Origin of the sequence: Vibrio sp. 070316B (genome assembly GCF_013114115.1) — a bacterium.
GTDB classification, from domain to species: Bacteria; Pseudomonadota; Gammaproteobacteria; order Enterobacterales; family Vibrionaceae; genus Vibrio; species Vibrio chagasii_B.
The window spans coordinates 93,226-114,927 of record NZ_VTYC01000006.1; the positions used below are offsets into that span (position 1 = coordinate 93,226).

19 protein-coding genes and 1 pseudogene are annotated in these 21,702 nt (G+C 43.2%); 12 read left to right on the top strand and 8 right to left on the bottom strand.

Features of this window, described 5'->3' with window-relative positions:
- Positions 1–404: 404 nt before the first annotated feature.
- Positions 405–650: a YciN family protein gene (locus F0251_RS07435; protein WP_004737436.1), complete on the top strand. Its 246-nt coding sequence runs from the start codon at positions 405–407 to the stop codon at positions 648–650.
- A 62-nt stretch (positions 651–712) separates the two neighbouring features.
- On the opposite strand, the gene aroA is transcribed toward F0251_RS07435, so the two are convergent.
- Both aroA and F0251_RS07445 read right to left on the bottom strand, forming a co-directional pair.
- A complete protein-coding gene (gene aroA, locus F0251_RS07440; RefSeq protein ID WP_171730698.1) occupies positions 713–1,993 on the bottom strand; it encodes a 3-phosphoshikimate 1-carboxyvinyltransferase in 1,281 nt (426 codons plus the stop codon).
- A 162-nt stretch (positions 1,994–2,155) separates the two neighbouring features.
- Positions 2,156–2,611, bottom strand: coding sequence for a glycine zipper 2TM domain-containing protein (locus F0251_RS07445; protein WP_171730699.1), 456 nt, complete (start codon positions 2,609–2,611; stop codon positions 2,156–2,158).
- A gap of 53 nt (positions 2,612–2,664) precedes the next feature.
- Between F0251_RS07445 and aat the strand changes: the two genes are divergently transcribed.
- The 3 genes from aat to infA all read left to right on the top strand — a co-directional run bounded on the left by aat (position 2,665) and on the right by infA (position 4,373).
- Complete coding sequence (gene aat / locus F0251_RS07450) at positions 2,665–3,375, top strand: leucyl/phenylalanyl-tRNA--protein transferase (protein WP_171730700.1); 711 nt, start codon at positions 2,665–2,667, stop codon at positions 3,373–3,375.
- Complete coding sequence (locus tag F0251_RS07455) at positions 3,375–4,073, top strand: arginyltransferase (RefSeq protein WP_116871840.1); 699 nt, start codon at positions 3,375–3,377, stop codon at positions 4,071–4,073. The genes aat and F0251_RS07455 overlap by 1 nt, the downstream gene beginning before the upstream one ends.
- 81 nt (positions 4,074–4,154) lie before the next feature.
- Complete coding sequence (infA, locus tag F0251_RS07460) at positions 4,155–4,373, top strand: translation initiation factor IF-1 (protein WP_001040192.1); 219 nt, start codon at positions 4,155–4,157, stop codon at positions 4,371–4,373.
- Positions 4,374–4,584: 211 nt separating this feature from the next.
- Here the strand turns inward: infA and clpA are convergent, their stop codons facing one another.
- A complete protein-coding gene (gene clpA / locus F0251_RS07465; RefSeq protein ID WP_171730701.1) occupies positions 4,585–6,858 on the bottom strand; it encodes an ATP-dependent Clp protease ATP-binding subunit ClpA in 2,274 nt (757 codons plus the stop codon).
- A 39-nt stretch (positions 6,859–6,897) separates the two neighbouring features.
- Positions 6,898–7,218: an ATP-dependent Clp protease adapter ClpS gene (clpS, locus tag F0251_RS07470; RefSeq protein ID WP_004737430.1), complete on the bottom strand. Its 321-nt coding sequence runs from the start codon at positions 7,216–7,218 to the stop codon at positions 6,898–6,900.
- 568 nt (positions 7,219–7,786) lie between these two features.
- Between clpS and cspD the strand changes: the two genes are divergently transcribed.
- Positions 7,787–8,008, top strand: a complete 222-nt coding sequence (gene cspD / locus F0251_RS07475) for a cold shock domain-containing protein CspD (RefSeq protein WP_004737429.1) — start codon at positions 7,787–7,789, stop codon at positions 8,006–8,008.
- Between the two features lie 269 nt (positions 8,009–8,277).
- Here the strand turns inward: cspD and F0251_RS07480 are convergent, their stop codons facing one another.
- Positions 8,278–10,503 carry an NADP-dependent isocitrate dehydrogenase gene (locus tag F0251_RS07480; protein ID WP_171730702.1) on the bottom strand — a complete coding sequence of 742 codons (2,226 nt, stop codon included), beginning with the start codon at positions 10,501–10,503 and terminating at the stop codon, positions 8,278–8,280.
- Positions 10,504–10,822: 319 nt separating this feature from the next.
- Here F0251_RS07480 and F0251_RS07485 point away from each other — a divergent pair, with 319 nt between their 5' ends.
- Complete coding sequence (locus tag F0251_RS07485) at positions 10,823–11,551, top strand: pseudouridine synthase (protein ID WP_116871838.1); 729 nt, start codon at positions 10,823–10,825, stop codon at positions 11,549–11,551.
- Between the two features lie 72 nt (positions 11,552–11,623).
- On the opposite strand, the gene F0251_RS07490 is transcribed toward F0251_RS07485, so the two are convergent.
- Together F0251_RS07490 and F0251_RS07495 are read right to left on the bottom strand one after the other, a co-directional pair.
- Positions 11,624–12,271 (bottom strand): DUF2057 family protein, encoded by a 648-nt coding sequence (locus F0251_RS07490; protein ID WP_116871837.1) that lies wholly within the window; start codon positions 12,269–12,271, stop codon positions 11,624–11,626.
- Between the two features lie 74 nt (positions 12,272–12,345).
- A complete protein-coding gene (locus F0251_RS07495) occupies positions 12,346–13,359 on the bottom strand; it encodes a porin (RefSeq protein ID WP_116871836.1) in 1,014 nt (337 codons plus the stop codon).
- 514 nt (positions 13,360–13,873) lie between these two features.
- On the opposite strand from F0251_RS07495, the gene dinG reads away from it, so the two are divergent.
- The 5 genes from dinG to F0251_RS07520 all read left to right on the top strand — a co-directional run bounded on the left by dinG (position 13,874) and on the right by F0251_RS07520 (position 18,771).
- The gene (gene dinG, locus F0251_RS07500) at positions 13,874–15,949 is read left to right on the top strand and encodes an ATP-dependent DNA helicase DinG (RefSeq protein WP_105057386.1); all 2,076 of its coding nucleotides are present in this window, start codon (positions 13,874–13,876) and stop codon (positions 15,947–15,949) included.
- A gap of 127 nt (positions 15,950–16,076) precedes the next feature.
- Positions 16,077–16,856, top strand: a complete 780-nt coding sequence (locus F0251_RS07505; RefSeq protein WP_004737423.1) for a TSUP family transporter — start codon at positions 16,077–16,079, stop codon at positions 16,854–16,856.
- Positions 16,857–16,878: 22 nt separating this feature from the next.
- Positions 16,879–17,427 carry a primosomal replication protein gene (locus F0251_RS07510; RefSeq protein ID WP_105057387.1) on the top strand — a complete coding sequence of 183 codons (549 nt, stop codon included), beginning with the start codon at positions 16,879–16,881 and terminating at the stop codon, positions 17,425–17,427.
- On the top strand, positions 17,417–17,587 hold the full coding sequence (rsmS, locus tag F0251_RS07515; RefSeq protein ID WP_105057388.1) for a pleiotropic regulatory protein RsmS: 171 nt from the start codon (positions 17,417–17,419) through the stop codon (positions 17,585–17,587). The genes F0251_RS07510 and rsmS overlap by 11 nt, the downstream gene beginning before the upstream one ends.
- A gap of 50 nt (positions 17,588–17,637) precedes the next feature.
- Positions 17,638–18,771: a cupin domain-containing protein gene (locus tag F0251_RS07520; protein ID WP_171730703.1), complete on the top strand. Its 1,134-nt coding sequence runs from the start codon at positions 17,638–17,640 to the stop codon at positions 18,769–18,771.
- A gap of 105 nt (positions 18,772–18,876) precedes the next feature.
- Here the strand turns inward: F0251_RS07520 and F0251_RS07525 are convergent.
- Positions 18,877–20,994: pseudogene (locus F0251_RS07525) on the bottom strand (methyl-accepting chemotaxis protein).
- A 392-nt stretch (positions 20,995–21,386) separates the two neighbouring features.
- On the opposite strand from F0251_RS07525, the gene F0251_RS07530 reads away from it, so the two are divergent.
- Complete coding sequence (locus F0251_RS07530) at positions 21,387–21,638, top strand: hypothetical protein (protein WP_231891815.1); 252 nt, start codon at positions 21,387–21,389, stop codon at positions 21,636–21,638.
- Positions 21,639–21,702 lie beyond the last annotated feature (64 nt).

The following is a 21,702-nucleotide window of genomic DNA, read 5'->3' on the forward strand; positions in this document are numbered from 1 at the left end:
ACCAACAATTTAACTTGTGGGCTTTTACGCATGATATTCTAAATTCATTGCTTCTTTTTTTACTATTGTGCGAGATTACTAGAAGATCAACCGCTTTTTTCAAAATTGGATCTGATCGCTCGACAATTCGTCGACTCACAGATAAAAGGGTCACAATATAAAGAAGCTATAAAGTACTCGAAAAGAATACTAGCAAGGGCCTATTCATCAGGCATTAACTCTAAACGGGCTCATACTAAGCTTGTCCATGAATCGAACGCGAGCCCCATTCCATTATTTTTGCCATAAATCACAAAATAAATTGTGGATATTCGAAAAGACTCTCTTAATCGGTTGTGAAATCATTGAATTTCTAGTTCGACACCATAAACTCAACGTTATATTCAGTTATCAGAGATAAACTCATGACAAAGAAAGTAATAGCAGAATTTGATTTACTGCTTATCGCAAACCAAATTATCCAATCACATGATGACTACATTGAAGGCATGCGCGCAAACAGCGTAGTAGAGAAAGACGATGTACTCGTCTTCAAAGGCGAATACTTCTTAGACAGCAATGGGATGCCGACAGAGAATACAACCGCAGTATTTAACATGTTTAAATACTTAGCGCACCATCTTTCAAAAGAATTTACGCTTCAGCAGTAATTAAAAAGCTTGCCATTTAGGCAAGCTTTTTTACTTCCTGAGCTTATATCAACTTAGCATTCTTATTGACTCAGCATCTTCAGTTTGTCGAAGTAGTCAGGGAATGTCTTTGATGTGCAACCTGGATCATTAATCGTCACCGGCGTATCGCTTAGTGCGACCAACGAAAAACACATTGCCATACGGTGATCATCGTAAGTATCAATCGCCGCATGTTTCAATTCAGCCACTGGATTAACGATGATGTAGTCTTCGCCCTCTTCTACCTCAGCACCCACTTTACGTAGTTCGGTTGCCATGGCCGCAAGACGATCGGTCTCTTTCACGCGCCAGTTGTAGACGTTGCGAACCGCTGTTGTGCCTTTTGCAAACAGTGCAGTGGTCGCAATCGTCATCGCTGCATCAGGAATATGGTTGTAGTCCATATCAATGCCCTTCAGCTCACCGCAACGAGAGATAACGTAGTCATCACCCCATTCAATTTCAGCACCCATTTTTTCAAGTGCATCAGCAAATTGGATATCACCTTGGATACTGTTTTTACCAATACCCGTTACCTTAATTTCACCACCTTTAATCGCAGCTGCTGCTAGGAAATAAGACGCCGAAGATGCATCGCCCTCGACAAGGAAATCACCTGGTGCTTTGTATGATTGACCCGTTGGAATGACAAACTCTTGGTAGTCGTTGTTGATCACGTCCACACCAAATTGTTTCATAATGTGTAGCGTGATATCTATGTATGGTTTAGAAACCAATTCACCTTCAATTTTGATGGTCACTTCACCTTCTGCTAACGGTGCTGCCATCAAAAATGCAGTCAAAAATTGGCTAGAAATAGAACCGTCGATCGAAACCGTACCGCTTTTCAGACCCGTGCCTGTAATTTTCAACGGTGGGTAGTTTTCATTTTCTAAATATTCAACGTCAGCGCCAGCTTCTCGTAGAGCAGTTACTAGGTGGCCAATCGGGCGCTCTTTCATGCGCGGCTCACCAGTTAGAACGTATTCACCACGACCTAAACAAAGCGCAGCCGCAAGCGGACGCATCGCAGTACCCGCGTTACCTAAGAAAAGCTCGAGAGCTTTGTCGCTTGAAAATGCACCACCAACGCCCGTCACTTCACATACGGTTTTGTCCGCAGATAGCTGATAATCTACACCTAACTGCGTCAGAGCATTCAGCATATGACGAATGTCATCACTGTCTAATAAGTTAGTTAGGCGAGTCGTTCCAGTTGAAAGCGCAGCCAAAAGAAGCGCACGGTTAGAAACACTTTTAGAGCCAGGTAGGTTAACTTCCCCACTCACTTTTTGAATTGGTTGTAACGTAAGGCTTTCCATTAAATCTTTTAGTCCTTGTACCACCCGAAGTCACTGGCGAGTATTTATTTTCGGGTGATGAATAATTCTTCGTACTTGCAGACTAACGAACTTTTCCAATGAACTCCAGAGCTAATCCCCTTCAAAAAGGTGATAAATCAGCCAACCAATCGTATTTTTATACTAGTACACGAGATCAACACGAACGCCATCTGAAAAATAAAGAATTCTCACGTCGTCACCTCGGTTAAATAACATCGTGCTATCGACGTCTTGTATGATATTGACGAGCTTGTCATCTTTGGTTTTAACCAGTAACTCAACCAATTTATATTCCACTCGATATTGACTATTACCGCGACTTCGAGCGATCCCGGCTCCTGCAACAGCACCGACAGCCGTTGCCACCTCTCTACCTGTACCATCACCAAATTGGTTACCAATTAAACCACCAATTGCGGCACCTAATAGGGTCTCCCAACCGCTCGCTTTCGATTCCACTATCTCCTGTTGAGTAATATATCTCACGGTATCAATCTCACCATAAACAACCTCATTCACAGGTCGAGCTTGATTTCGGTTATAAGCTGCATTTGCCAACATGGGCAAAACAAGTAAAATCCAAAGCAACTTCTTCATGGTAGAACTCCTAATGACCTCATGGTCAATGATTAATCTGTTACGCGGTACTTATGACTATATACCTAACTGAACTCGATACTACTAGTATAGAGTTTCCATCTCCTTTCGATGCACTGGATGAGCCAAATGGCCTTCTTGCTTTTGGGGGAGATCTGTCGCCAATGCGAATCTTAAATGCTTATAGTCACGGTATATTTCCATGGTATGGCCCAGGTGAGCCTATACTTTGGTGGAGCCCAGCACCACGAGCGGTATTTAATCCTAAGACATTCAAACCATCGAAAAGTCTTAAAAAGTATCAAAGAAAGCATAATTACCGTGTCAGTATCAACCAAGCGACGGATAGAGTCATAGGTTATTGCTCATCACTAAGACCTGAAGAAGAGACCTGGCTAAACAACGACATGCAGGCCGCCTACCGAGAGCTCGCTTCGTTAGGTTTCTGTCACTCGGTGGAAGTGTGGCAAGGTGACGAGCTAGTCGGTGGGCTATATGGCTTACAAAGAGGGCAAGTCTTTTGCGGTGAATCCATGTTTAGCTTAAAGACCAATGCCTCGAAAATCGCACTATGGTATTTTTGTTACCACTTTGCTCAGTCTGGAGGGCAGCTCATTGATTGCCAAGTCATGAACCCTCACTTGGAGTCTTTGGGGGCATTAGAAGTAGAAAGAGAAGAGTTTCTCAGCTCTCTGCAATTACTGAAAGACAAGTCTGTTGACGATGTATGCTTTGAAAACCAATGGCTAGAGGAAATGCCTTAATGAATCCAGATTTACAACAAATCAGAATTGGATTAACAGACAATCATGCATGTAGCTACCTCCCCCACTTAGAGGAAAGAGTCGCTGTTACGCTCGATGAGCACATGCACACCTCAGAAAATTATGAAGTTCTGCTAGCGAATGGTTTTCGTCGCAGCGGTGCCACCATCTATAAGCCCCATTGCGATAATTGTTCGGCATGTCAGGCGATTCGCCTTTCAATCCCCGATGTTAAGTTCTCCAAAAGTCAGCGAAGAATTCTCAACAAGGCGAAATCCTTTCGTTGGGAGCTCAAAGATACAATGGATGAAAACTGGTTTGATTTATATAGCCGTTATATTACCGCACGCCATCGTTCAGGCACGATGTACCCACCTAAAAAAGAAGAGTTTCTACAATTTTCTCAAAATGAGTGGTTAACTACTAAGTTCATGCATATTTACAACGAGACCGACCTCGTTGGCATAGCTGTTACCGATGTGATGTCTCACTGTACCAGTGCGTTTTATACCTTTTTCGATCCAGATATCGATATATCCATGGGCACTCTCGGCGTTTTGTTCCAAATCCAACATGCTCAGAAAGAACACAAACAGTGGCTATATTTGGGTTATCAAATCGATGAATGCCCTGCTATGAACTATAAAGTACGATTTCAACGTCATCAAAGGCTAGTAAATCAGCGGTGGCAAGGGTAGAATACGCCACAACTTTACATATTTTGATTTTGACGGCACAATCAAGCCGTTGAAAACCGCCAAGTTTCGAAAGAGGATTAGATGGCTAAAGAAGACGTAATCGAGATGCAAGGCACTGTCCTTGATACTCTACCAAACACAATGTTCCGTGTTGAGCTTGAAAACGGTCACGTAGTGACAGCACACATCTCTGGTAAAATGCGTAAGAACTACATCCGTATTCTTACTGGTGATAAAGTAACTGTTGAGATGACTCCATACGACCTTTCTAAAGGCCGCATCGTCTTCCGTGCTCGTTAATTTTTAATTATCGAATACGATAAGAAACGGAGCTTAATGCTCCGTTTTTTATTGCCTAGCGTTTGGCTCTTGGTCTTAACCGCTTTTCTTCGTATCTCGTATCTCGTATCTCGTATCTCGTATCTCGTATCTCGTATCTTCAAAACATAAAAAAACGCACAACCTAAGTCATGCGTTTTGTATCTAAACTATTGAGCGATCCGCCACTTCGTTAGTGCATCACTTCTTCTTTAGCGCCAACATAGACAAAATGCAGTTCGTCTTTTTTCAGTGTTACTTTAACCGTACCACCATCAACTAAGCTACCGAACAACAGTTCATTCGCAAGAGGCTTCTTAAGCTTCTCTTGAATCACACGCCCCATTGGACGAGCCCCCATTGTCTTGTCATAGCCTTTGCCTGCTAACCAGTGACGAGCGTCTTCAGAAACCTCTAGAGATACACCACGTGCGTCCAGTTGAACCTGAAGCTCAACAATGAACTTGTCGACGACTTGACTAATCACGCTTGGATCCAAGCTGTTGAACCAAATGATGTTATCAAGACGGTTACGGAACTCAGGAGTAAACACTTTCTTGATTTCACCCATCGCATCTGGTGCATGATCTTGTTGGATCAGGCCGATCGATTTCTTCTCTGTCTCAGCTACACCCGCGTTGGTTGTCATTACTAAGATCACGTTACGGAAATCCGCTTTACGGCCGTTGTTATCCGTTAGTGTGCCGTTATCCATCACCTGAAGTAGTAGGTTGAAGATGTCTGGGTGAGCTTTCTCGATCTCATCAAGCAGTACAACCGAGTGCGGGTTCTTAATAACCGCATCCGTTAGTAGACCACCTTGATCGTATCCAACATAACCAGGAGGAGCACCAATTAAGCGACTTACTGAGTGACGCTCACCGTACTCAGACATATCAAAGCGCAGCAGTTCAATACCCATCAGTTTAGACAGTTGAACCGTCACCTCAGTTTTACCAACACCAGTAGGACCAGCAAATAGGAATGAACCAACAGGTTTATTGTCGGCACCAAGTCCTGCACGAGTTAGCTTGATCGCTTCGCTCAATACATCGATAGCTGGGTCTTGTCCGAACACCAACATTTTCATGCGGTCGTCCAGTTTCTGCAGCGTATCTTTGTCTGAAGACGATACTGACTTCTCTGGAATACGAGCCATTTTCGCAACCATTGACTCAATGTCCGCCACGCTTACCGTTTTCTTACGACGGCTTGCTGGAGCTAAACGACTACGAGCACCCGCTTCATCAATAACATCGATCGCCTTATCAGGAAGGTGACGTTCGTTAATGTATTTCGCAGACAACTCCACAGCCGCACGCAACGCCTTGTTGGTGTAACGTACTTCGTGGTGAGCTTCGTATTTTGGCTTCAAGCCAATCAGAATCTTAGTCGTATCATCTAATGAAGGCTCAACAATATCGATTTTTTGGAAACGACGAGATAACGCACGCTCCTTCTCAAAAATACTGCTGTACTCTTGATATGTCGTTGAACCGATGCAACGCAGCTTACCACTGCTTAGTAGTGGCTTGATTAGGTTAGCCGCATCTACCTGACCACCCGATGCTGCGCCCGCACCAATAATGGTATGGATTTCATCGATGAACAGAATCGCGTCTTCTTCTTTCTCTAGTTGCTTAAGAATCGCTTTAAAGCGTTTCTCGAAATCACCACGATATTTAGTACCCGCAAGCAGTGAACCAATATCTAGAGAGTAAATCACACTGCTCTGAATAATTTCAGGAACCTGTCCTTCAACGATACGCCATGCAAGGCCTTCAGCAATAGCCGTTTTACCTACGCCCGCTTCACCAACCAGTAGAGGGTTGTTCTTACGGCGACGACATAGGACTTGGATAGTACGCTCAAGCTCTTTGTCACGACCAATTAGCGGATCAATATTACCTTGCTTCGCCACTTCATTAAGGTTGGTCGCAAAGTTTTCTAAACGGTCTTCTGAATTTGCTTCTTCGGCATTTTCAGCACCACCAAATGAGTCTGATGAGGAAGCACTATCGCCTTCGTTACTGGCTTTGGTGATACCGTGTGAGATGAAGTTAACGATATCTAAACGGCTAATGTCATTTTTCTTAAGAAGATATGCCGCGTGAGACTCTTGCTCACTGAAAATAGCGACAAGTACGTTAGCACCTGTTACTTCACTGCGACCTGAAGATTGGACATGAAAAACAGCACGTTGAAGTACTCGTTGGAAACTCAATGTAGGTTGAGTCTCACGAGTTTCGTCACTTTCTGGGATAAGTGGGGTCGTTTGATCAATAAAAATATCGAGCTCGTTGCGAAGAGCATCGAGATCAGCCTGACAAGCTTGGAGCGCTTCCTTGGCCGCATCATTTTCTAATAATGCTAGTAGGAGGTGTTCGACAGTCATAAATTCATGTCGCTTGTCTCGCGCACGAGCAAATGCGCCATTTAAACTCGACTCTAATTCTTTATTTAGCATAAGTACCTCCTAAGGGAACAACTGTGTTGTTCGAGCAATTTATACTTGCTCCATTGTACATAGTAGCGGATGCTCATTTTCCTTTGAGTACATCGTGACTTGCGCTACCTTTGTTTCCGCTATTTCAGCACTGTATGTGCCGCATATAGCTTTACCTTCATAATGAACCTTGAGCATCACTTCCGTTGCTTTTTCGATATCTAGTGAGAAGAATCGCTCTAGGATCTCGATTACAAAGTCCATTGGCGTGTAATCATCGTTATTCAGTACGACGTTATACATTGCCGGTGGCTTTACTTTTGTTGCTTCTTTCTCCAGTAAATCTGAGCCTGGAGATGCCCATTCAAAGTTTCTGCTCATATCGCTTTGCTAAGGGTTATTTTTCGGAAGTGGTGAATGTTTGTGTAACTTAAATTTACCACATTCACGCTTTACGGTGTACTAAGAAACCGCACCGAGAAACAGTACCAAAAAATATTCCTCTATACTGAGCCTAATCCACCATTTCCATTGCTGCAAATAAAAGATCTCGATTCACAGGATTAACATATGTGATTGATTAAAAAGACGCCATAACTATTGACGCTAATCATGCAATAGCCGCTAAGTTACTATTTGGTTAATAGTTTGTGAGCAATCTCGAATGTGATTTGTTATTAAAATTGATCACTTTTATACCAATTTACTATTGACTGTGCTCAATCATTAGCTACATTGGAGCTAAAAGGTTTTTCTAATACAGTTTCATAACACGCTTGAAAATTTAACAATAAGGAATAATTACGCAGGGTAGCGTTAATTTCCGTAAGCAATGTCTGAGATTCAAGTTACCAGCTTAATGTCATTAGCTGGTAGGAATGATATCAATCGAACTTACAACTATTGATATAAACAACGTTAGTAACAAAATGCATGAGGGATGTATAGCATGGCTACAGGTACAGTAAAATGGTTTAACAATGCCAAAGGGTTTGGCTTTATTTGTCCAGAAGGTGAAGAAGGCGATATCTTTGCGCACTACTCCACAATACAAATGGAAGGTTACAGAACCTTAAAGGCTGGTCAGCAGGTCGACTATGAAGTAGAAAGTGGACCTAAAGGCTCGCACGCAAGCTCCGTTGTTCCTGTAGAAGGCAGTGCCAGTAAATAGGCAAAGCTGCCATATCGTGTTGACCTAAATAGCACTATTTGAAAGTTAGCAGATTATGAAAACCGTTCCTTTGATACCTGTATGCAGAGTTCAATGAGCGGTTTTTTTGACCTTGGGCGAAACATATGTTCTCCGTAGAGACCGTTTAATACCAGGATCGACATTGAAACGGCAGAAACAAAAAAGACGCTTTAACGGTTACGTTAAAGCGTCTTTTATTATGTCGCCTGTAAGCGCTTTAGAAAACACTCACATAGAAACGCTGCATTCTAAGCGTCGATAAATGCGTTTAATGTAGCACTTGGGCGCATCAATGCTGAAACTAGTGCATCATCAAATAGGTAGTAACCACCTAAGTCGCCATTAACACCTTGTGCGTTATTTAGCTCAGCTACAATTGCTTCTTCGCTTTCAGCTAGCTGGCTTGCCACTGCAGCAAATTCAGCTGCAAGGTCAGCATCAGTAGTTTGCTCTGCAAGTGCTTTAGCCCAGTATGCCGCTAGGTAGTAGTGGCTACCACGGTTATCAAGCTCACCTACTCGACGTGATGGTGACTTGTTGTTATCTAGGAATTCACCAGTCGCTTTATCAAGCGCATCAGCTAGAACTTGAGCCTTAGCGTTACCTGTAACCACACTTAGGTGCTCTAGAGATGCAGCTAGTGCCAAGAATTCACCCAGAGAATCCCAACGCAAGTGGTTTTCTTTCTCTACTTGCTGAACGTGCTTAGGAGCAGAACCACCAGCGCCTGTTTCAAATAGACCACCACCGTTCATTAGTGGAACGATTGATAGCATTTTAGCCGACGTACCAAGCTCTAGGATTGGGAATAGGTCAGTTAGGTAATCACGCAGTACATTACCAGTTACCGAAATTGTATCTAGACCTTCTTTAATACGAACTAGAGAGAACTTGGTCGCTTCCAGTGGAGAAAGAATCTTCAGCTCTAGACCATCTGTATCATGTTCAGGTAGGTAAGCATTCACTTTCTTAATAAGCTCTGCATCGTGTGCACGAGACTCGTCTAGCCAAAATACCGCTGGAGTATCTGAAGCACGGGCACGTGTTACAGCGAGCTTAACCCAATCTTGGATTGGCGCATCTTTCACCTGACACATACGGAAGATATCGCCTTCCTCTACGTCTTGCTCAAGAAGCACAGAACCTGAAGCATCAACGACTTGAACCTGACCTGCAGCTTCTAGAATGAATGTCTTATCATGAGAACCGTACTCTTCTGCTTTTTGAGCCATTAGACCTACGTTTGGTACGCTACCCATAGTTGTTGGGTCGAAAGCACCGTTCTCTTTACAGAAATCAATTACTGCTTGGTAGATGCTCGCGTAGCTACGATCTGGGATCATTGCTTTAGTGTCTTTTTGCTTACCTTCTGGATCCCACATTTGGCCAGAAGAACGCAGCATTGCAGGCATAGATGCGTCAACGATGATGTCACTTGGTACGTGTAGGTTGGTAATACCACGGTCTGAATCTACCATCGCAAGTGGTGGCTGAGTTTCGTAAACCGCTTGTAAGTCAGCTTCAATTGCCGATTTTTGATCTTGAGGCAGTGACGCGATCTTCGCGTATACATCACCGATGCCGTTATTAACATCGACACCTAGCTCTTCGAAAAGCTGACCGTGCTTAGCAAAAACGTCTTTGTAGTAAACCTTAACCGCATGACCAAAGATCACAGGGTCAGATACTTTCATCATGGTTGCCTTCATGTGTAGAGAAAGCAGCACACCTTGCTCTTTCGCTGACGCGATTTCTTTTTCAAAAAACGCGACTAGAGCGGCTTTATTCATTACTGATGAATCGATGATTTCTTTATCTTGCAGTGCAAATGCTGGCTTCAATGTTTTCTTAGCGCCATCTTTACCTACAAACTCGATACTTACTTCAGTCGCACCATCGATTGTTGTCGATTTTTCGCTGCCGAAGAAGTCTTTATCTTCCATGCTTGCAACATGCGACTTAGAATCTGCTGACCATGCACCCATTGAGTGTGGGTTTTTCTTTGCGTAGTTTTTAACTGAAAGTGGTGCGCGGCGATCTGAGTTACCTTCACGCAATACTGGGTTTACTGCACTACCCTTGATCTTATCGTAAGTCGCTTTTACTGCTTTCTCTTCGTCAGTGTTTGCTTCTTCTGGGTAGTTTGGAAGTGCGTAACCTTTTAATTGTAGCTCTTTGATTGTTGCTTGTAGTTGAGGTACAGACGCAGAAATGTTTGGAAGCTTGATGATGTTCGCTTCTGGTGTCTTAGCCAATTCACCTAGTTCTGCTAATGCATCACCAATACGTTGCTCTTCGTTCAAGTAGTCAGGGAAGTTGGCAATAATGCGCCCTGCAAGTGAAATGTCGCGAGTATCAACGTCAATACCTGAAGAAGCTGTAAAAGATTGAATGATTGGCAGCAGAGAGTATGTTGCTAATGCCGGAGCTTCGTCTGTAATGGTATAGATGATAGTTGGTTTTTCAGTAGGCATGAAATTTCCCTATAGTTCTTACAAGCTCACGTGAATAGTGAGAATGTTATAAATTGACCAGTAAGCGACTCTGAGAGTGAAAACTGCTTACTCGATAGTCGTACTCTATCTTATTTTTCATGCAATCTAATGACAGCATGAACCAAATCCGTGAGTGCGTTGTTATAATAAAACACGTTGGTATAATTAAACAAATCAGGCTCAAGAGTCCATAAACTTGTTCTATTTTGTGTCTTTTAGGCGCGCAAATGATAGCTCAATTCCGTTTCAGTGAAAACTTTTCAGCACACTTCGTTTACATTTTTGCAAGGTAGTTAACATGTCTACTCGCTCACGCAGCGCATCTCGTTCAGACAAACCCGCTCGTTCTGGCGCCACATTAAAACAAAGTGGCAACAGACAAGGCCGAAACAATGATAGAAATAACACTGGCAATTCGCACAAGAAATCGCACTCAAGTAAACACAGATATAAAGCGAAACCGGCGAACACAAAACCTAAAATTGCACTCGAAGATCGCAAAGTCATTTTGTTCAACAAACCATTCGATACTTTAAGTCAGTTCACTGATGGCGAAGGTAGAAAGACGCTCGCCGACTTTATTCCAGTAAAAGACGTTTATGCTGCAGGACGACTTGATCGTGATAGCGAAGGGTTAATGGTTTTAACTAATGACGGTATCTTTCAAGCCAAGCTAACTCAACCAAACTCAAAATCACCAAAGACTTACTGGGTGCAGGTTGAAGGCGCACCTTCTGAGGAAGATTTAGATAAATTGAGAAAAGGCGTTGAACTAAAAGATGGTATGACGCTACCTGCTAAGGTGGAGTTAATGGCAGAGCCAGAGGTATGGGACAGAAATCCACCTGTAAGATTCAGAGCTGCAATACCAACGACCTGGTTAGCGATTACTATCATCGAAGGACGTAACCGTCAGGTCAGACGAATGACAGCAAACATCGGTTTCCCTACCCTACGCCTTATTCGCTATTCAATGGGTGACATGAACGTAGGTCAGCTTCAACCTGGAGAGTGGAAAGAGATTTAAAATACGGCTAGATAGAAATGAAAAAGCGAGGTGTCTGTTACATAAGAAACCTCGCCTTAAAAATTTTTGGTCTTATTTTTGGTCAATCAACCACTTTTGAAATGCTTTACGTTCTTCTTCACTAGCTCTTGAATACCAAAGCTTAAGTTGAAGTGTATTTTCAGACTCTTGAACCGTGCTATCAGCAGCAACAGTCGCACCAACCACAGCACCAGTTTGAACCGCGGCTAATTCTTCTTTCAATGAGCGAATCTTGCCTGAGTCGAAAACTAAACCTCTTTCTTGATTGTAATCTTTAACCAGCTGAGGAATATCGCTGTAAGGCAATGCGCCTTGAGATGGTGGTAACACTTCTTGCGCTACTTTTACATCATCACCATTTACAGAGATGCTGAATATAGGAAGTTCTCTGTCTACATTTTTTGCGATTTTCTCATACTTTCGGCTTACAAGATCAACGTCAACATCCGCATTTTCAGGAACATCTACAACCATAATGTAAGGAACTGTACTGATAAATTCGCGCTTACCTTTATCACTCAAATACCCTGTGTAATCTAAAACGAGTTGGTTTTCACCTGGGGCAAATACAGCATCTTCTGCACTTTCAACAACCTCGCCGTTCAAAGTATTTAGTGAAATACCAGAAGCTAAATCAAGAGCAGCCGTTGCATATGGTGCAGAGAATAGGCAGACAAAACTCAAATACCACTTGTTCATGTACGATTCCTTAATCAATAAATGTAAAAAAGCCAGCTAATAGCTGGCTTTTGTATAGCATAATTAACTACAGATTAGAATGTGTAGTAAACACCAGCAGTTACGCCGTCAGCATCAAGAGTTTTTGTATCTGTCTCGAAGTCAGCAGTTTGGTATTCAGCTAGGAATAGGATGTTGTCACGGAATGCGTAGTCAACACCAACTACTAGGTTAGATGAATCAACATCAGAGATTTTAGATACAACACCAGTGCTGCTTACACGCTCATCAGTCGTTGCTACTGCGTAAGTCGTGTATAGACGAACAGCGTCGATTTGGTAAGCAGCTGCGATACCCATAGTATCACCGTTACCGTAATTAGAAGTTAGGTCCCAGTAACCGTAACCTTGGTTACCTTCGTACTGTGCGTAAGTTGCAGCTAGGTATAGGCCACCAAACTCAGCAGAAGCAGAAACACCAGCAAGAGAGTAATCTACGTCTTTAGCAGCTTCACCAGTGATGTAAGAAGCACCGATAGAGAAGTTGCTGAATGCGTAGTCTGCAGAGATACCGTATGTGTTATCAACGTCGTCATCAGAGTTAGTATTAACATCAGCTACGATAGTGAAACCTTCAACGAATTGACCTTTGAATACAGCGCCGTGGCCAGCAGACTCGCGGTGGTGACCACCGGTAGAACCCATGTAGTTACCTTCGTTTGTGATATCGTCTTTCTGGATAGCGTCTGCAGATTCTGCTAGGTCACCAGTTTCACCGAAAGCCATACCCCAAGTGTCAGTTTTGAAACCAGCTAGAACATCATCAAACTTAGCGTTGCTGCCGTCAGATTCGATTTCGAAAGATGCGAATGCTGTGAACTGGTCGTTTAGCTTCTGTTCAGCGTCTAGTTGGATTTTTGCCCAAGTAGATACGTCTGCGTCTTTCTTCTCAGAACCTACGCCAGAAACATCGTCAACTTCAGATTGAGTTAGGTAGATATCTACCTCACCTTTTAGGCCAACTTTAGTATCGTCGTTAGAGTAAATTTCTGCTGCGTTAACAGAAGTTGCTGTAGCTGCGATAGCTAGCGCTAATAGAGTCTTTTTCATAATAAATCCACTGCCTTTTCTAAGAATGGGAGATCCTTGCCCGGTTCCCTTTTATTTATTGTGACTGGTCATTACCACTCTTTGTTGGTTAATCACCGTCACTAAATTTCGAGGTCTAGATTGCAAAAGATTATCCTGCGTGTCAAATAAACTAAAAACAAACCTAAAAAAAACACAAAACATTCAAAATCAAACACTTACATTTTTTTTCATCATTTTACGAGCAGCTTATCCTTAGTTTTATCAGCAAATATAATAATCCAAAAAATGTAACAAATAGAATTTAAAACCAACAGTAAGTCACAAAACAACCCAACAACAGAACTTAACACCTACAAGCCAGTCTTTTTTAATATTTATATTTCGCAAGATAAATAAAATCGTTAAGTTCCTGATGGTTCAGTTTTTTTTTGTGAACGAGATCTACCTTTGATTCAAAAGCAAGCTATTTTGCGGTAAATGTACCGGCTAGTGATATGTGCTACTATCCTCGCTCCGTTACGTAGGTCACAGTATGCTAACTACTAAAATTCAAAATTCTATTCGCACCAGTTATCAAAACCTCCAAGAACAGTTGGATAACTTTGTACCTAGGCGTGCACAAAACTACCTTGTCGCAGAGATTGCGAAGACACTTTGTGGTCAATACCACAAAAGTAATCGTATGATCGTTGCTGAAGCGGGAACCGGAATCGGTAAATCACTGGCTTATTTAATGGCAACGATTCCCGTTGCCGTTTTAAACAACCGAAAAATTGTTATTTCAACCGCAACGGTTGCTCTACAAGAACAGCTTGTAAACAAAGATCTCCCTCTATATAGAAGACTTACTGACAGGGAGTTCTCTTTTATATTGGCGAAAGGTCGACAACGTTATTGCTGTGCGGAAAAGTTGGCAGCCGCCTGCGGGGTTGATGGTGGCCAGATGGCAATGTTCGAATCTAAGCCAAAACAGAAAGATATTGAACAACTGCAAACCATGTATCGCAGCCTTGCTCAAGGCAAATGGGATGGCGACCGAGATTCATGGCCAAAGCCTATCGACAACATGATTTGGCAAATGATTGTCAGTGATAAGCACAGTTGTAACAACAGCATGCCAACTCACAGAGATTGCCCTTTCCAAAAAGCACGTTCAGAGCTAGATAAAGCAGACGTTATCATCGCTAATCACAGTTTAGTGATGGCTGATGCCGATTTAGGTGGCGGCGTGATACTGCCTGAGCCAGAAAATAGCATCTATATCTTCGATGAAGCACACCACTTACCACACGTAGCCCGAGATCACTCTTCTGCTGCTGCGAGCTTAAAGGGTGCCGCTTCTTGGTTAGAGCGTTTGAACCAGTCCATCACTAAGCTTTCAGGCTTAGCGGATGAAAAGCGAGTGGGGCGATTCAGGAATGAATTGCAGGATTCAGTACAACAGCTGATACCAACGCTGACGCAGCTCAGTAAGCAGTTCGATGCTACTCATTTTGAAGATGGGCTTTACCGCTTTGAGCATGGTGACTTGCCAGAATGGTTAGAGAACGAATCTAAAGACCTCAAACAACTTTCTCAGAAAGCGAGCCAGGCAGTCGCTAAAATTGCGGACCTGATTGCAGAACGAGTCAAAGATGGAGAGCTTTCTGCAAAACTCGCAGAGCCAGCACTCGCGGAAATCGGCTTTTATATACAGAGAACCGAGAACCTAGCGCAAGTTTGGCGCCTGATGGCTGAACCAAAACGTGAAAAAGGTGCGCCTTTAGCGCGCTGGTTAGAGCTTAATAAAGAGAGTGAAGGCGATTTTGTTGTCAATGTTTCTCCGCTTGAGGTTGGCTGGCAACTTGACCAGCAAATCTGGAGCCGCTGTGTTGGTGCAGTGCTCGTTTCTGCAACAATGAGAGCACTCAACTCCTTCAGTTTTTTCTGCCATCAAGCCGGTATCAGTCAAAAAGAAGAAGATGGCGTGCAGTTTCTTGCCCTGGCGTCACCGTTTGATTATCAGAATCAAGCGGAGTTAATCGTGCCTGCCATGAAATACGAGCCACAAGCACCTCAATTTACCGAATATCTTATTGAAATTCTGCCTAAGGTAATAGAAGACAACAAAGCCAATCTCGTTCTATTCTCTTCTTACTGGCAAATGAATAAAGTTGCAGAGGCTTTGGCAACAGATTTCGTTAAAAAGTCATGGGCATTGCAGGTACAAGGTGATACTTCACGCGCTGAAATTCTAAAAAAACATAAAAAGCTAATAGACCAAGGAAAAACCAGCGTGCTTTTTGGAACTGGTAGCTTTTCGGAAGGTCTGGATTTACCGGGTGAGCTTCTTGAAAACCTAGTTATTACCAAAATTCCTTTTGGTGTTCCTACGTCACCTGTAGAACAAGCGCATTCAGAATATATTGAATCGCGTGGCGGTAATCCTTTTATGCAGATTACTGTTCCAGAAGCGAGTAAAAAGCTTATTCAATCTGTAGGGCGACTACTGCGTAAAGAGAGAGATTCTGGTAAAGTCACGATCCTTGATCGACGCATAGTCACGAAGCGATATGGCAAGTCCCTACTCGATTCGCTACCGCCTTTTAAAAGAACAATAAAATACTAATTTTTCTGCCTTTGGGTAGTTCTGGGTCAGTCATCGCTTGGCCCCTGCATTCACAATCAAACACGAATAGCCCATCAACTATTCGTGTGGCTGTTCTGACGGCCAATAACGAGAACAACAGCTATTTATGGAAATGATTGAACCAACCATGTTGGTTATACTTGCGCTGGTTGCATTTGCAGCGGGCTTTATTGATGCTGTCGCCGGTGGTGGGGGCATGTTAACGGTCCCTGCATTGTTATCCCTTGGCCTACCGCCACACATCGCACTGGGTACAAATAAGCTTGCAGCCACGTTCGCTTCTTCAACAGCGGCTTTTACTTATTATCGTAAAAAGCTGTTTAAGCCAGAATGTTGGATAAATGCATTTATAGCGACCTTGATCGGCGCAACCATAGGTACCCTAACAGTCGATGCCATTAGCACTCAATGGTTAGAAAAAGTCCTACCGCTGATCATTCTGGCAGCAGCGATCTACACCATTTTCCATAAGACACCGAACGCCAATCACAACGTGTCACCGAAACCTTGTCCGGTACTGAAGAAGAAACAAAAGTACCAAGGCTTCATTCTTGGCTTTTATGATGGCGTTGCTGGCCCGGGAACGGGTGCTTTTTGGACGGTGAGCTCTATGGCTCTGTACCGCCTAAATATCTTGCTTGCTTCTGGCCTATCGAAAGCAATGAACTTCACCAGTAACTTCACGTCTTTGGTGACCTTCGCGATTCTTGGTCATATTGACTGGGTATTGGGTTTAACCATGGGTGTTTGCTTAATGGCTGGTGCATTTGTTGGTGCACATTCGGCAATTCGATTTGGTGCTACGTTTATACGACCAGTCTTTGTTACAGTTGTCAGTATACTTGCGATAAAACTGGCTTACGAAGCTTGGTTTGTAAATCTATAGCCACCAGATTACAGGAAGTAAAATGAGTCAATTTTCACAAATAAAAAGTGTCATTGATACCTTACTCGGTCACTGTTCACAGGTTGATAAATCCAGAGGTTCCTATCATCAGGCGCTTTTCGACAAAGCGTTGTTTAAATGTGGCGCCTCGACTCTACTCCCTTACGCACTCGAAACCCAAGCGACCTACCACACCATTATTCGCGAACAGAACACTAACCAACTTTCGGCATCGAGAGCAAACTACTTAACCGAGAAGTTAACTAACCAGATAGCAGCTCTGCAACGCGAGCTAGCCAATCACGATTTGCGCTTAGACAGAAAAAGTAAATCAGGGAAAACCTTGAACGATTTGTATAATGACTTGGCTCAGCACCAAGACTGGCAAAGACGTTTGGTCGATTTGGTTAAACGACGCAAGTTAGCGCTGGACTCCGCACCTGGTCATAGCAAAGCACAAGCAGAAAACGCTTGGATGTTAGCGAAAGAGCGTTTAGAGCGCTGTGAAGACTCGATGAAGAACATCGAAAGACTGATTAACATAGAGAACCCAAAGCGAAATGAGCACTGATAACCCATCATCACCATTGGACGACGCACCTGAAGAAGTTAAGTTAGCTGTCGACTTGATCTACCTACTCGAAAGTAACAAGATCGACCCAAAGGTTGCGTTAGAGGCAATTAAGATTGTCCAACAAGATTTACAAGCCAAACTAGCATCTAGCATCTAGCATCTAGCATCTAGCATCTAGCATCTAGCATCAAAACATACAGGATTCACATGTACCAACTTAGCTTTTCTATGCCCGAGTTTCTTGAAAATTACTGGCATAAGAAACCAACCATCTTAAAAGGTGGCTTCCAAAACTTCGTCGACCCAATTTCGCCGGAAGAACTTGCTGGTTTATCGATGGAAGAAGAAGTGGATTCTCGCTTTGTTTCTAACCTCAACAACCAATGGACAGCAGAGCACGGCCCATTCGCCGAAGAAAAATTTGGCGAATTAGAAGAAACTCACTGGCAGTTGATCGTTCAAGCAGCAAACCATTGGCATCAAGGTGCCAATGAGCTGACGAAAGCGTTCCAACAATTACCAAACTGGTTATTCGATGATCTGATGATTTGCTACTCAGCACCTGAAGGTGGTGTTGGCCCGCATATTGATCAATATGACGTATTCATCATTCAAGGCCAAGGTAAGCGTCAATGGAAAGTAGGCGCAAAAGATATCGGTCAATATAAAGAGACCGTCCAAGCCTCTGCTCTACGCCAAATCGAAGGCTTTGAGCCAATCATTGATGAAACCCTAGAACCAGGCGATATCCTTTATATCCCGCCAGGCTTCCCACACGAAGGCAATACGCTAGAGCCATCAATGAGCTACTCCATTGGCTACCGCTCTCCTAAAGAGCAAGAGCTAATCAGTAACTTTGCCGATTTTGTACTTGCTCATGATATGGGTGATATTCACTTGCATGATCCTGAGTTCAAAACGCAGGACGGCTACGGCAAGATTCGTTCGTCAGATTTGAGTAACCTGACTGATATGCTCAAATCAGCCCTTGAACAACCAGAAACGGTTAGCGACTTCATGGGTTGCTTACTGAGCCAATCTCGCCACCAGCTTGATATCGTTGCGCCAGAGCCACTATGGACTCAAGAAGAGATTGCCCAACACCTAGAGTCAGAAGGTGAAATCCACCGAGTATCAGGCTTAAAAGCGCTCTACCACGAAGATCAAAGCAACACAGCTTACATCAATGGCGAAGTGGTTAAGGTTGATGAAGCAGACTCGTCATTACTCAATACACTGTGCGATGAGACCGTGATTACCTCGGCTACTGCCCTATCACCTTCGGGCGTAATGGTCGTGACTGAATTGGTTAACAAAGGCTATTGGTTCATCGAAGAGTAAGCAGCGTCAGACGCTAGTTATTAACCTACTTTTCAAGAAACAACTAAAAAAGGGACAAATGAAATATTCATTTGTCCCTTTTTCTATCCAATAATTGTTTAAGGTTTAGACCTTGAACTGATTAACCAATTTCTGTTGCTGCTGAGATAGCTGATCAATTTCATTACCCACTTGTTCAGAAGCTGCCGCTTGTTCCAAGATCTTCGCACTCAAGTCGCGAATATTAACCACACTCTGATTCACTTCACCGGAAACCGATTGTTGCTCTTCTGCTGCTCTTACGATCTGATTGTTCATGTCACTGATCGCCTCAATTGAAGTAAAGATCGAGCCGAGATCCTCCACTGCATTTTGAACATGCAGCGCTGTATCGTTGGCAAGAATATTACCCTCTTGGATCGCCTCAACAACATCTTGTGTACCAGCATGGACCTTATCGATCACCGCTCTGATCTCACCAACGGATGATTGTGTGCGGCTTGCTAGGTTTCTCACCTCGTCTGCAACGACCGCAAAACCACGACCTTGCTCACCGGCACGAGCCGCCTCAATCGCCGCATTCAATGCTAACAAGTTAGTCTGTTCGGAGATCCCCTCGATAACACTTAAAATCTCGGTGATATTACCGTTGTTCTTCGCTAGCTCTTCAACAATAGGCACGGCGCTCGACATGCGTTCCACCAGCTTTCTCATTTCACCAGCGGAAAGCTCGATAACTTGCTGCCCTTGCTGAGCTGAACGATTTGCCTCACAAGCTGCGTCTACCGCAACTTCTGCATTTTGTACCACTAAGCCCGCAGTTTGAGTCATCTCTTCTGCTGCTGTTGCTACCAGATCCACTTCTTTAAATTGAGACTCGCTGCTTTCACGAGTACTTGATGCAGATGCCTTCGCTTGACTGGTCGTGTTTGCCACTTGTTCTGTGGTTTGAATGACTTCTTTGATCGTGTGTTGCAGCTTATCTAGGAACAGGTTAAATCCTTTTGACAACTGACCGATTTCATCTTGAGACTTCACTTCCAAGCGCTGCGTCAAATCACCTTCACCTGAAGCGATGTCATTCAACCTTTCCACAACCTGACGAATCGGCTTCACAATAGATAACGAGGCAAACGCGATAATGGCTAAGCCAAAGATAATAAATACCGTACCGGCAATGACTTCTGTTTTGATGCCTTCACTTAGCTTAGTGCTAATGATGGAATCCAATTTATTTGCATCAGCGACGACACTGTCTCTTGGGATCTCAAACAACACACCCCACGTTTGGTTAGCAGCAACAACAGGTGCAAACGCAAGTAACCATTCACCGTTCTCACTCCACTGTGTTGTTACTTCACCGCCGAAGATAAAGTCGGTCATTAAGTCACTGTTGGTATTATCACTTTGGAAATTCGAACCAACTGCAATGCTTGAATCGTCAGAAGCGATAACTGAGCCGTCTAGGCTAACCACGTAAGCTTTACCTGCACCGTTAAACAAACTCTGGTCAGATTGAGTAATCACACTGGTTAAGCCATCGAGTCTCAAATCGATACCAAGAAAACCAATCGCAACATCGTCGACTAAAATTGGAACTGAAATAGAGGACGTCAATAATGCTGTACCGCCGCTGTTCACTACTCGTGGGGTGCTGATACAGGTTTGCCCTGAAGATAGCGGGCAGTAAAAACGTTCGCTATTACTGTTGTCATTCAATGTTGATTCCGAAAGCACGTTCGAGAGAACATTCTCACCATTATCCGCTACCTTCCAGTAAGGAGCGAAACGTCCTTTCTCGTTAGAACCTACATAATCGGCATCGACATAGTTCGCATCTTCACTATCAAGTAAGTCAGGCCTGAATACGAGATAAGCACCTTGAATTTAATCGAAGTTTAAAACTGAACGACGCACCATTTCGTCTAATGCAGTACGAAGCTCTTCACTCGGTGTAAAGTTTTCATCTGCATTGTTCTTTAGAAACTGAGCACTGGCCGCAAGCATCTCAGCGCGATAAATAGCTTCGTCAACATAGCGTTGAGTTTCTTGGGCATTAAGCTGAGAAACAGATGCCAACAACTGTTGAGTTTTATTGATCACTGATTCTGAGCTTTGAGATTTGATGACTTGTTGATTGCTCGTCGCGTTGTAGATCGAGAAACCAATAAGAGACAGTGACGTAATGATTAAACAACAACCCGCTAATAGAGTTATTTTCCACTGTACCGATAGAGAACGCATTTAGTATCCTTATTTAAGCCAAAAGACTTCCATAACCATAACTATCACATCGACAACGAATGGCTGTACACAATGTAGATAAGTTAGACGAATAGCTTAGCGGATGATTACATCACAAATTGCTAACATATAAAACGAAAGTTCACGCAAATATTAACAGTTCATGCTTTTTGTCTATCGCTTCTGTGATTGAGAGAGCTATTAACTTCCGATACTTAGCTTCATCTTTGTCGTTTTAAAAATATGACGTATGACTTGCGTCCTTTCTCAAGGCGATAAGAACACTTTGCAGCTCCCCTACCGGAATTGAAAAATGCCTTTTCATCTCGCTGCGCTATAAAAGCAAGCTTGTTATTATGCTATTGAATCTTTTTTGATAACGACGGAGATAGATGATGAACGCGAGTTGGGCCAATTTCTTTCCATACTTTGCAGGGGCTTTTAAGCTGATTGTATTGGCTATCGGTGGCTACCTAGCGATCAAGTGGCACTTTGATGAAGACAAGAGGTTAAGAGAACAAGAGGGCGAAGTATTTAACACACTAAGTTTGAAGAAAAAGTTAGTGACTGCACTTGTAATAACAATTGTTGTGACCTGTTTAATAACGCTTGTCGTGTACGCGACAGACTGGCTACTCTATTAATCTTGGGTATTGATACAAAGATATCTGTCGTTTCATAAACCTGCTATACGATTTAGATTATTGA

Coding starts and splice junctions, on each gene's coding strand:
- F0251_RS07495 (WP_116871836.1), bottom strand. CDS start 13,359: ATGAAAAAGACTCTATTAGCGCTAGCTATCGCAGCTACAGCAACTTCT.
- F0251_RS07510 (WP_105057387.1), top strand. CDS start 16,879: ATGAGTCAATTTTCACAAATAAAAAGTGTCATTGATACCTTACTCGGT.
- F0251_RS07480 (WP_171730702.1), bottom strand. CDS start 10,503: ATGCCTACTGAAAAACCAACTATCATCTATACCATTACAGACGAAGCT.
- F0251_RS07435 (WP_004737436.1), top strand. CDS start 405: ATGACAAAGAAAGTAATAGCAGAATTTGATTTACTGCTTATCGCAAAC.
- cspD (WP_004737429.1), top strand. CDS start 7,787: ATGGCTACAGGTACAGTAAAATGGTTTAACAATGCCAAAGGGTTTGGC.
- clpA (WP_171730701.1), bottom strand. CDS start 6,858: ATGCTAAATAAAGAATTAGAGTCGAGTTTAAATGGCGCATTTGCTCGT.
- F0251_RS07485 (WP_116871838.1), top strand. CDS start 10,823: ATGTCTACTCGCTCACGCAGCGCATCTCGTTCAGACAAACCCGCTCGT.
- infA (WP_001040192.1), top strand. CDS start 4,155: ATGGCTAAAGAAGACGTAATCGAGATGCAAGGCACTGTCCTTGATACT.
- rsmS (WP_105057388.1), top strand. CDS start 17,417: ATGAGCACTGATAACCCATCATCACCATTGGACGACGCACCTGAAGAA.
- F0251_RS07455 (WP_116871840.1), top strand. CDS start 3,375: ATGAATCCAGATTTACAACAAATCAGAATTGGATTAACAGACAATCAT.
- dinG (WP_105057386.1), top strand. CDS start 13,874: ATGCTAACTACTAAAATTCAAAATTCTATTCGCACCAGTTATCAAAAC.
- F0251_RS07490 (WP_116871837.1), bottom strand. CDS start 12,271: ATGAACAAGTGGTATTTGAGTTTTGTCTGCCTATTCTCTGCACCATAT.
- F0251_RS07505 (WP_004737423.1), top strand. CDS start 16,077: ATGGAAATGATTGAACCAACCATGTTGGTTATACTTGCGCTGGTTGCA.
- F0251_RS07520 (WP_171730703.1), top strand. CDS start 17,638: ATGTACCAACTTAGCTTTTCTATGCCCGAGTTTCTTGAAAATTACTGG.
- aat (WP_171730700.1), top strand. CDS start 2,665: ATGACTATATACCTAACTGAACTCGATACTACTAGTATAGAGTTTCCA.
- aroA (WP_171730698.1), bottom strand. CDS start 1,993: ATGGAAAGCCTTACGTTACAACCAATTCAAAAAGTGAGTGGGGAAGTT.
- F0251_RS07445 (WP_171730699.1), bottom strand. CDS start 2,611: ATGAAGAAGTTGCTTTGGATTTTACTTGTTTTGCCCATGTTGGCAAAT.
- clpS (WP_004737430.1), bottom strand. CDS start 7,218: ATGAGCAGAAACTTTGAATGGGCATCTCCAGGCTCAGATTTACTGGAG.
- F0251_RS07530 (WP_231891815.1), top strand. CDS start 21,387: ATGATGAACGCGAGTTGGGCCAATTTCTTTCCATACTTTGCAGGGGCT.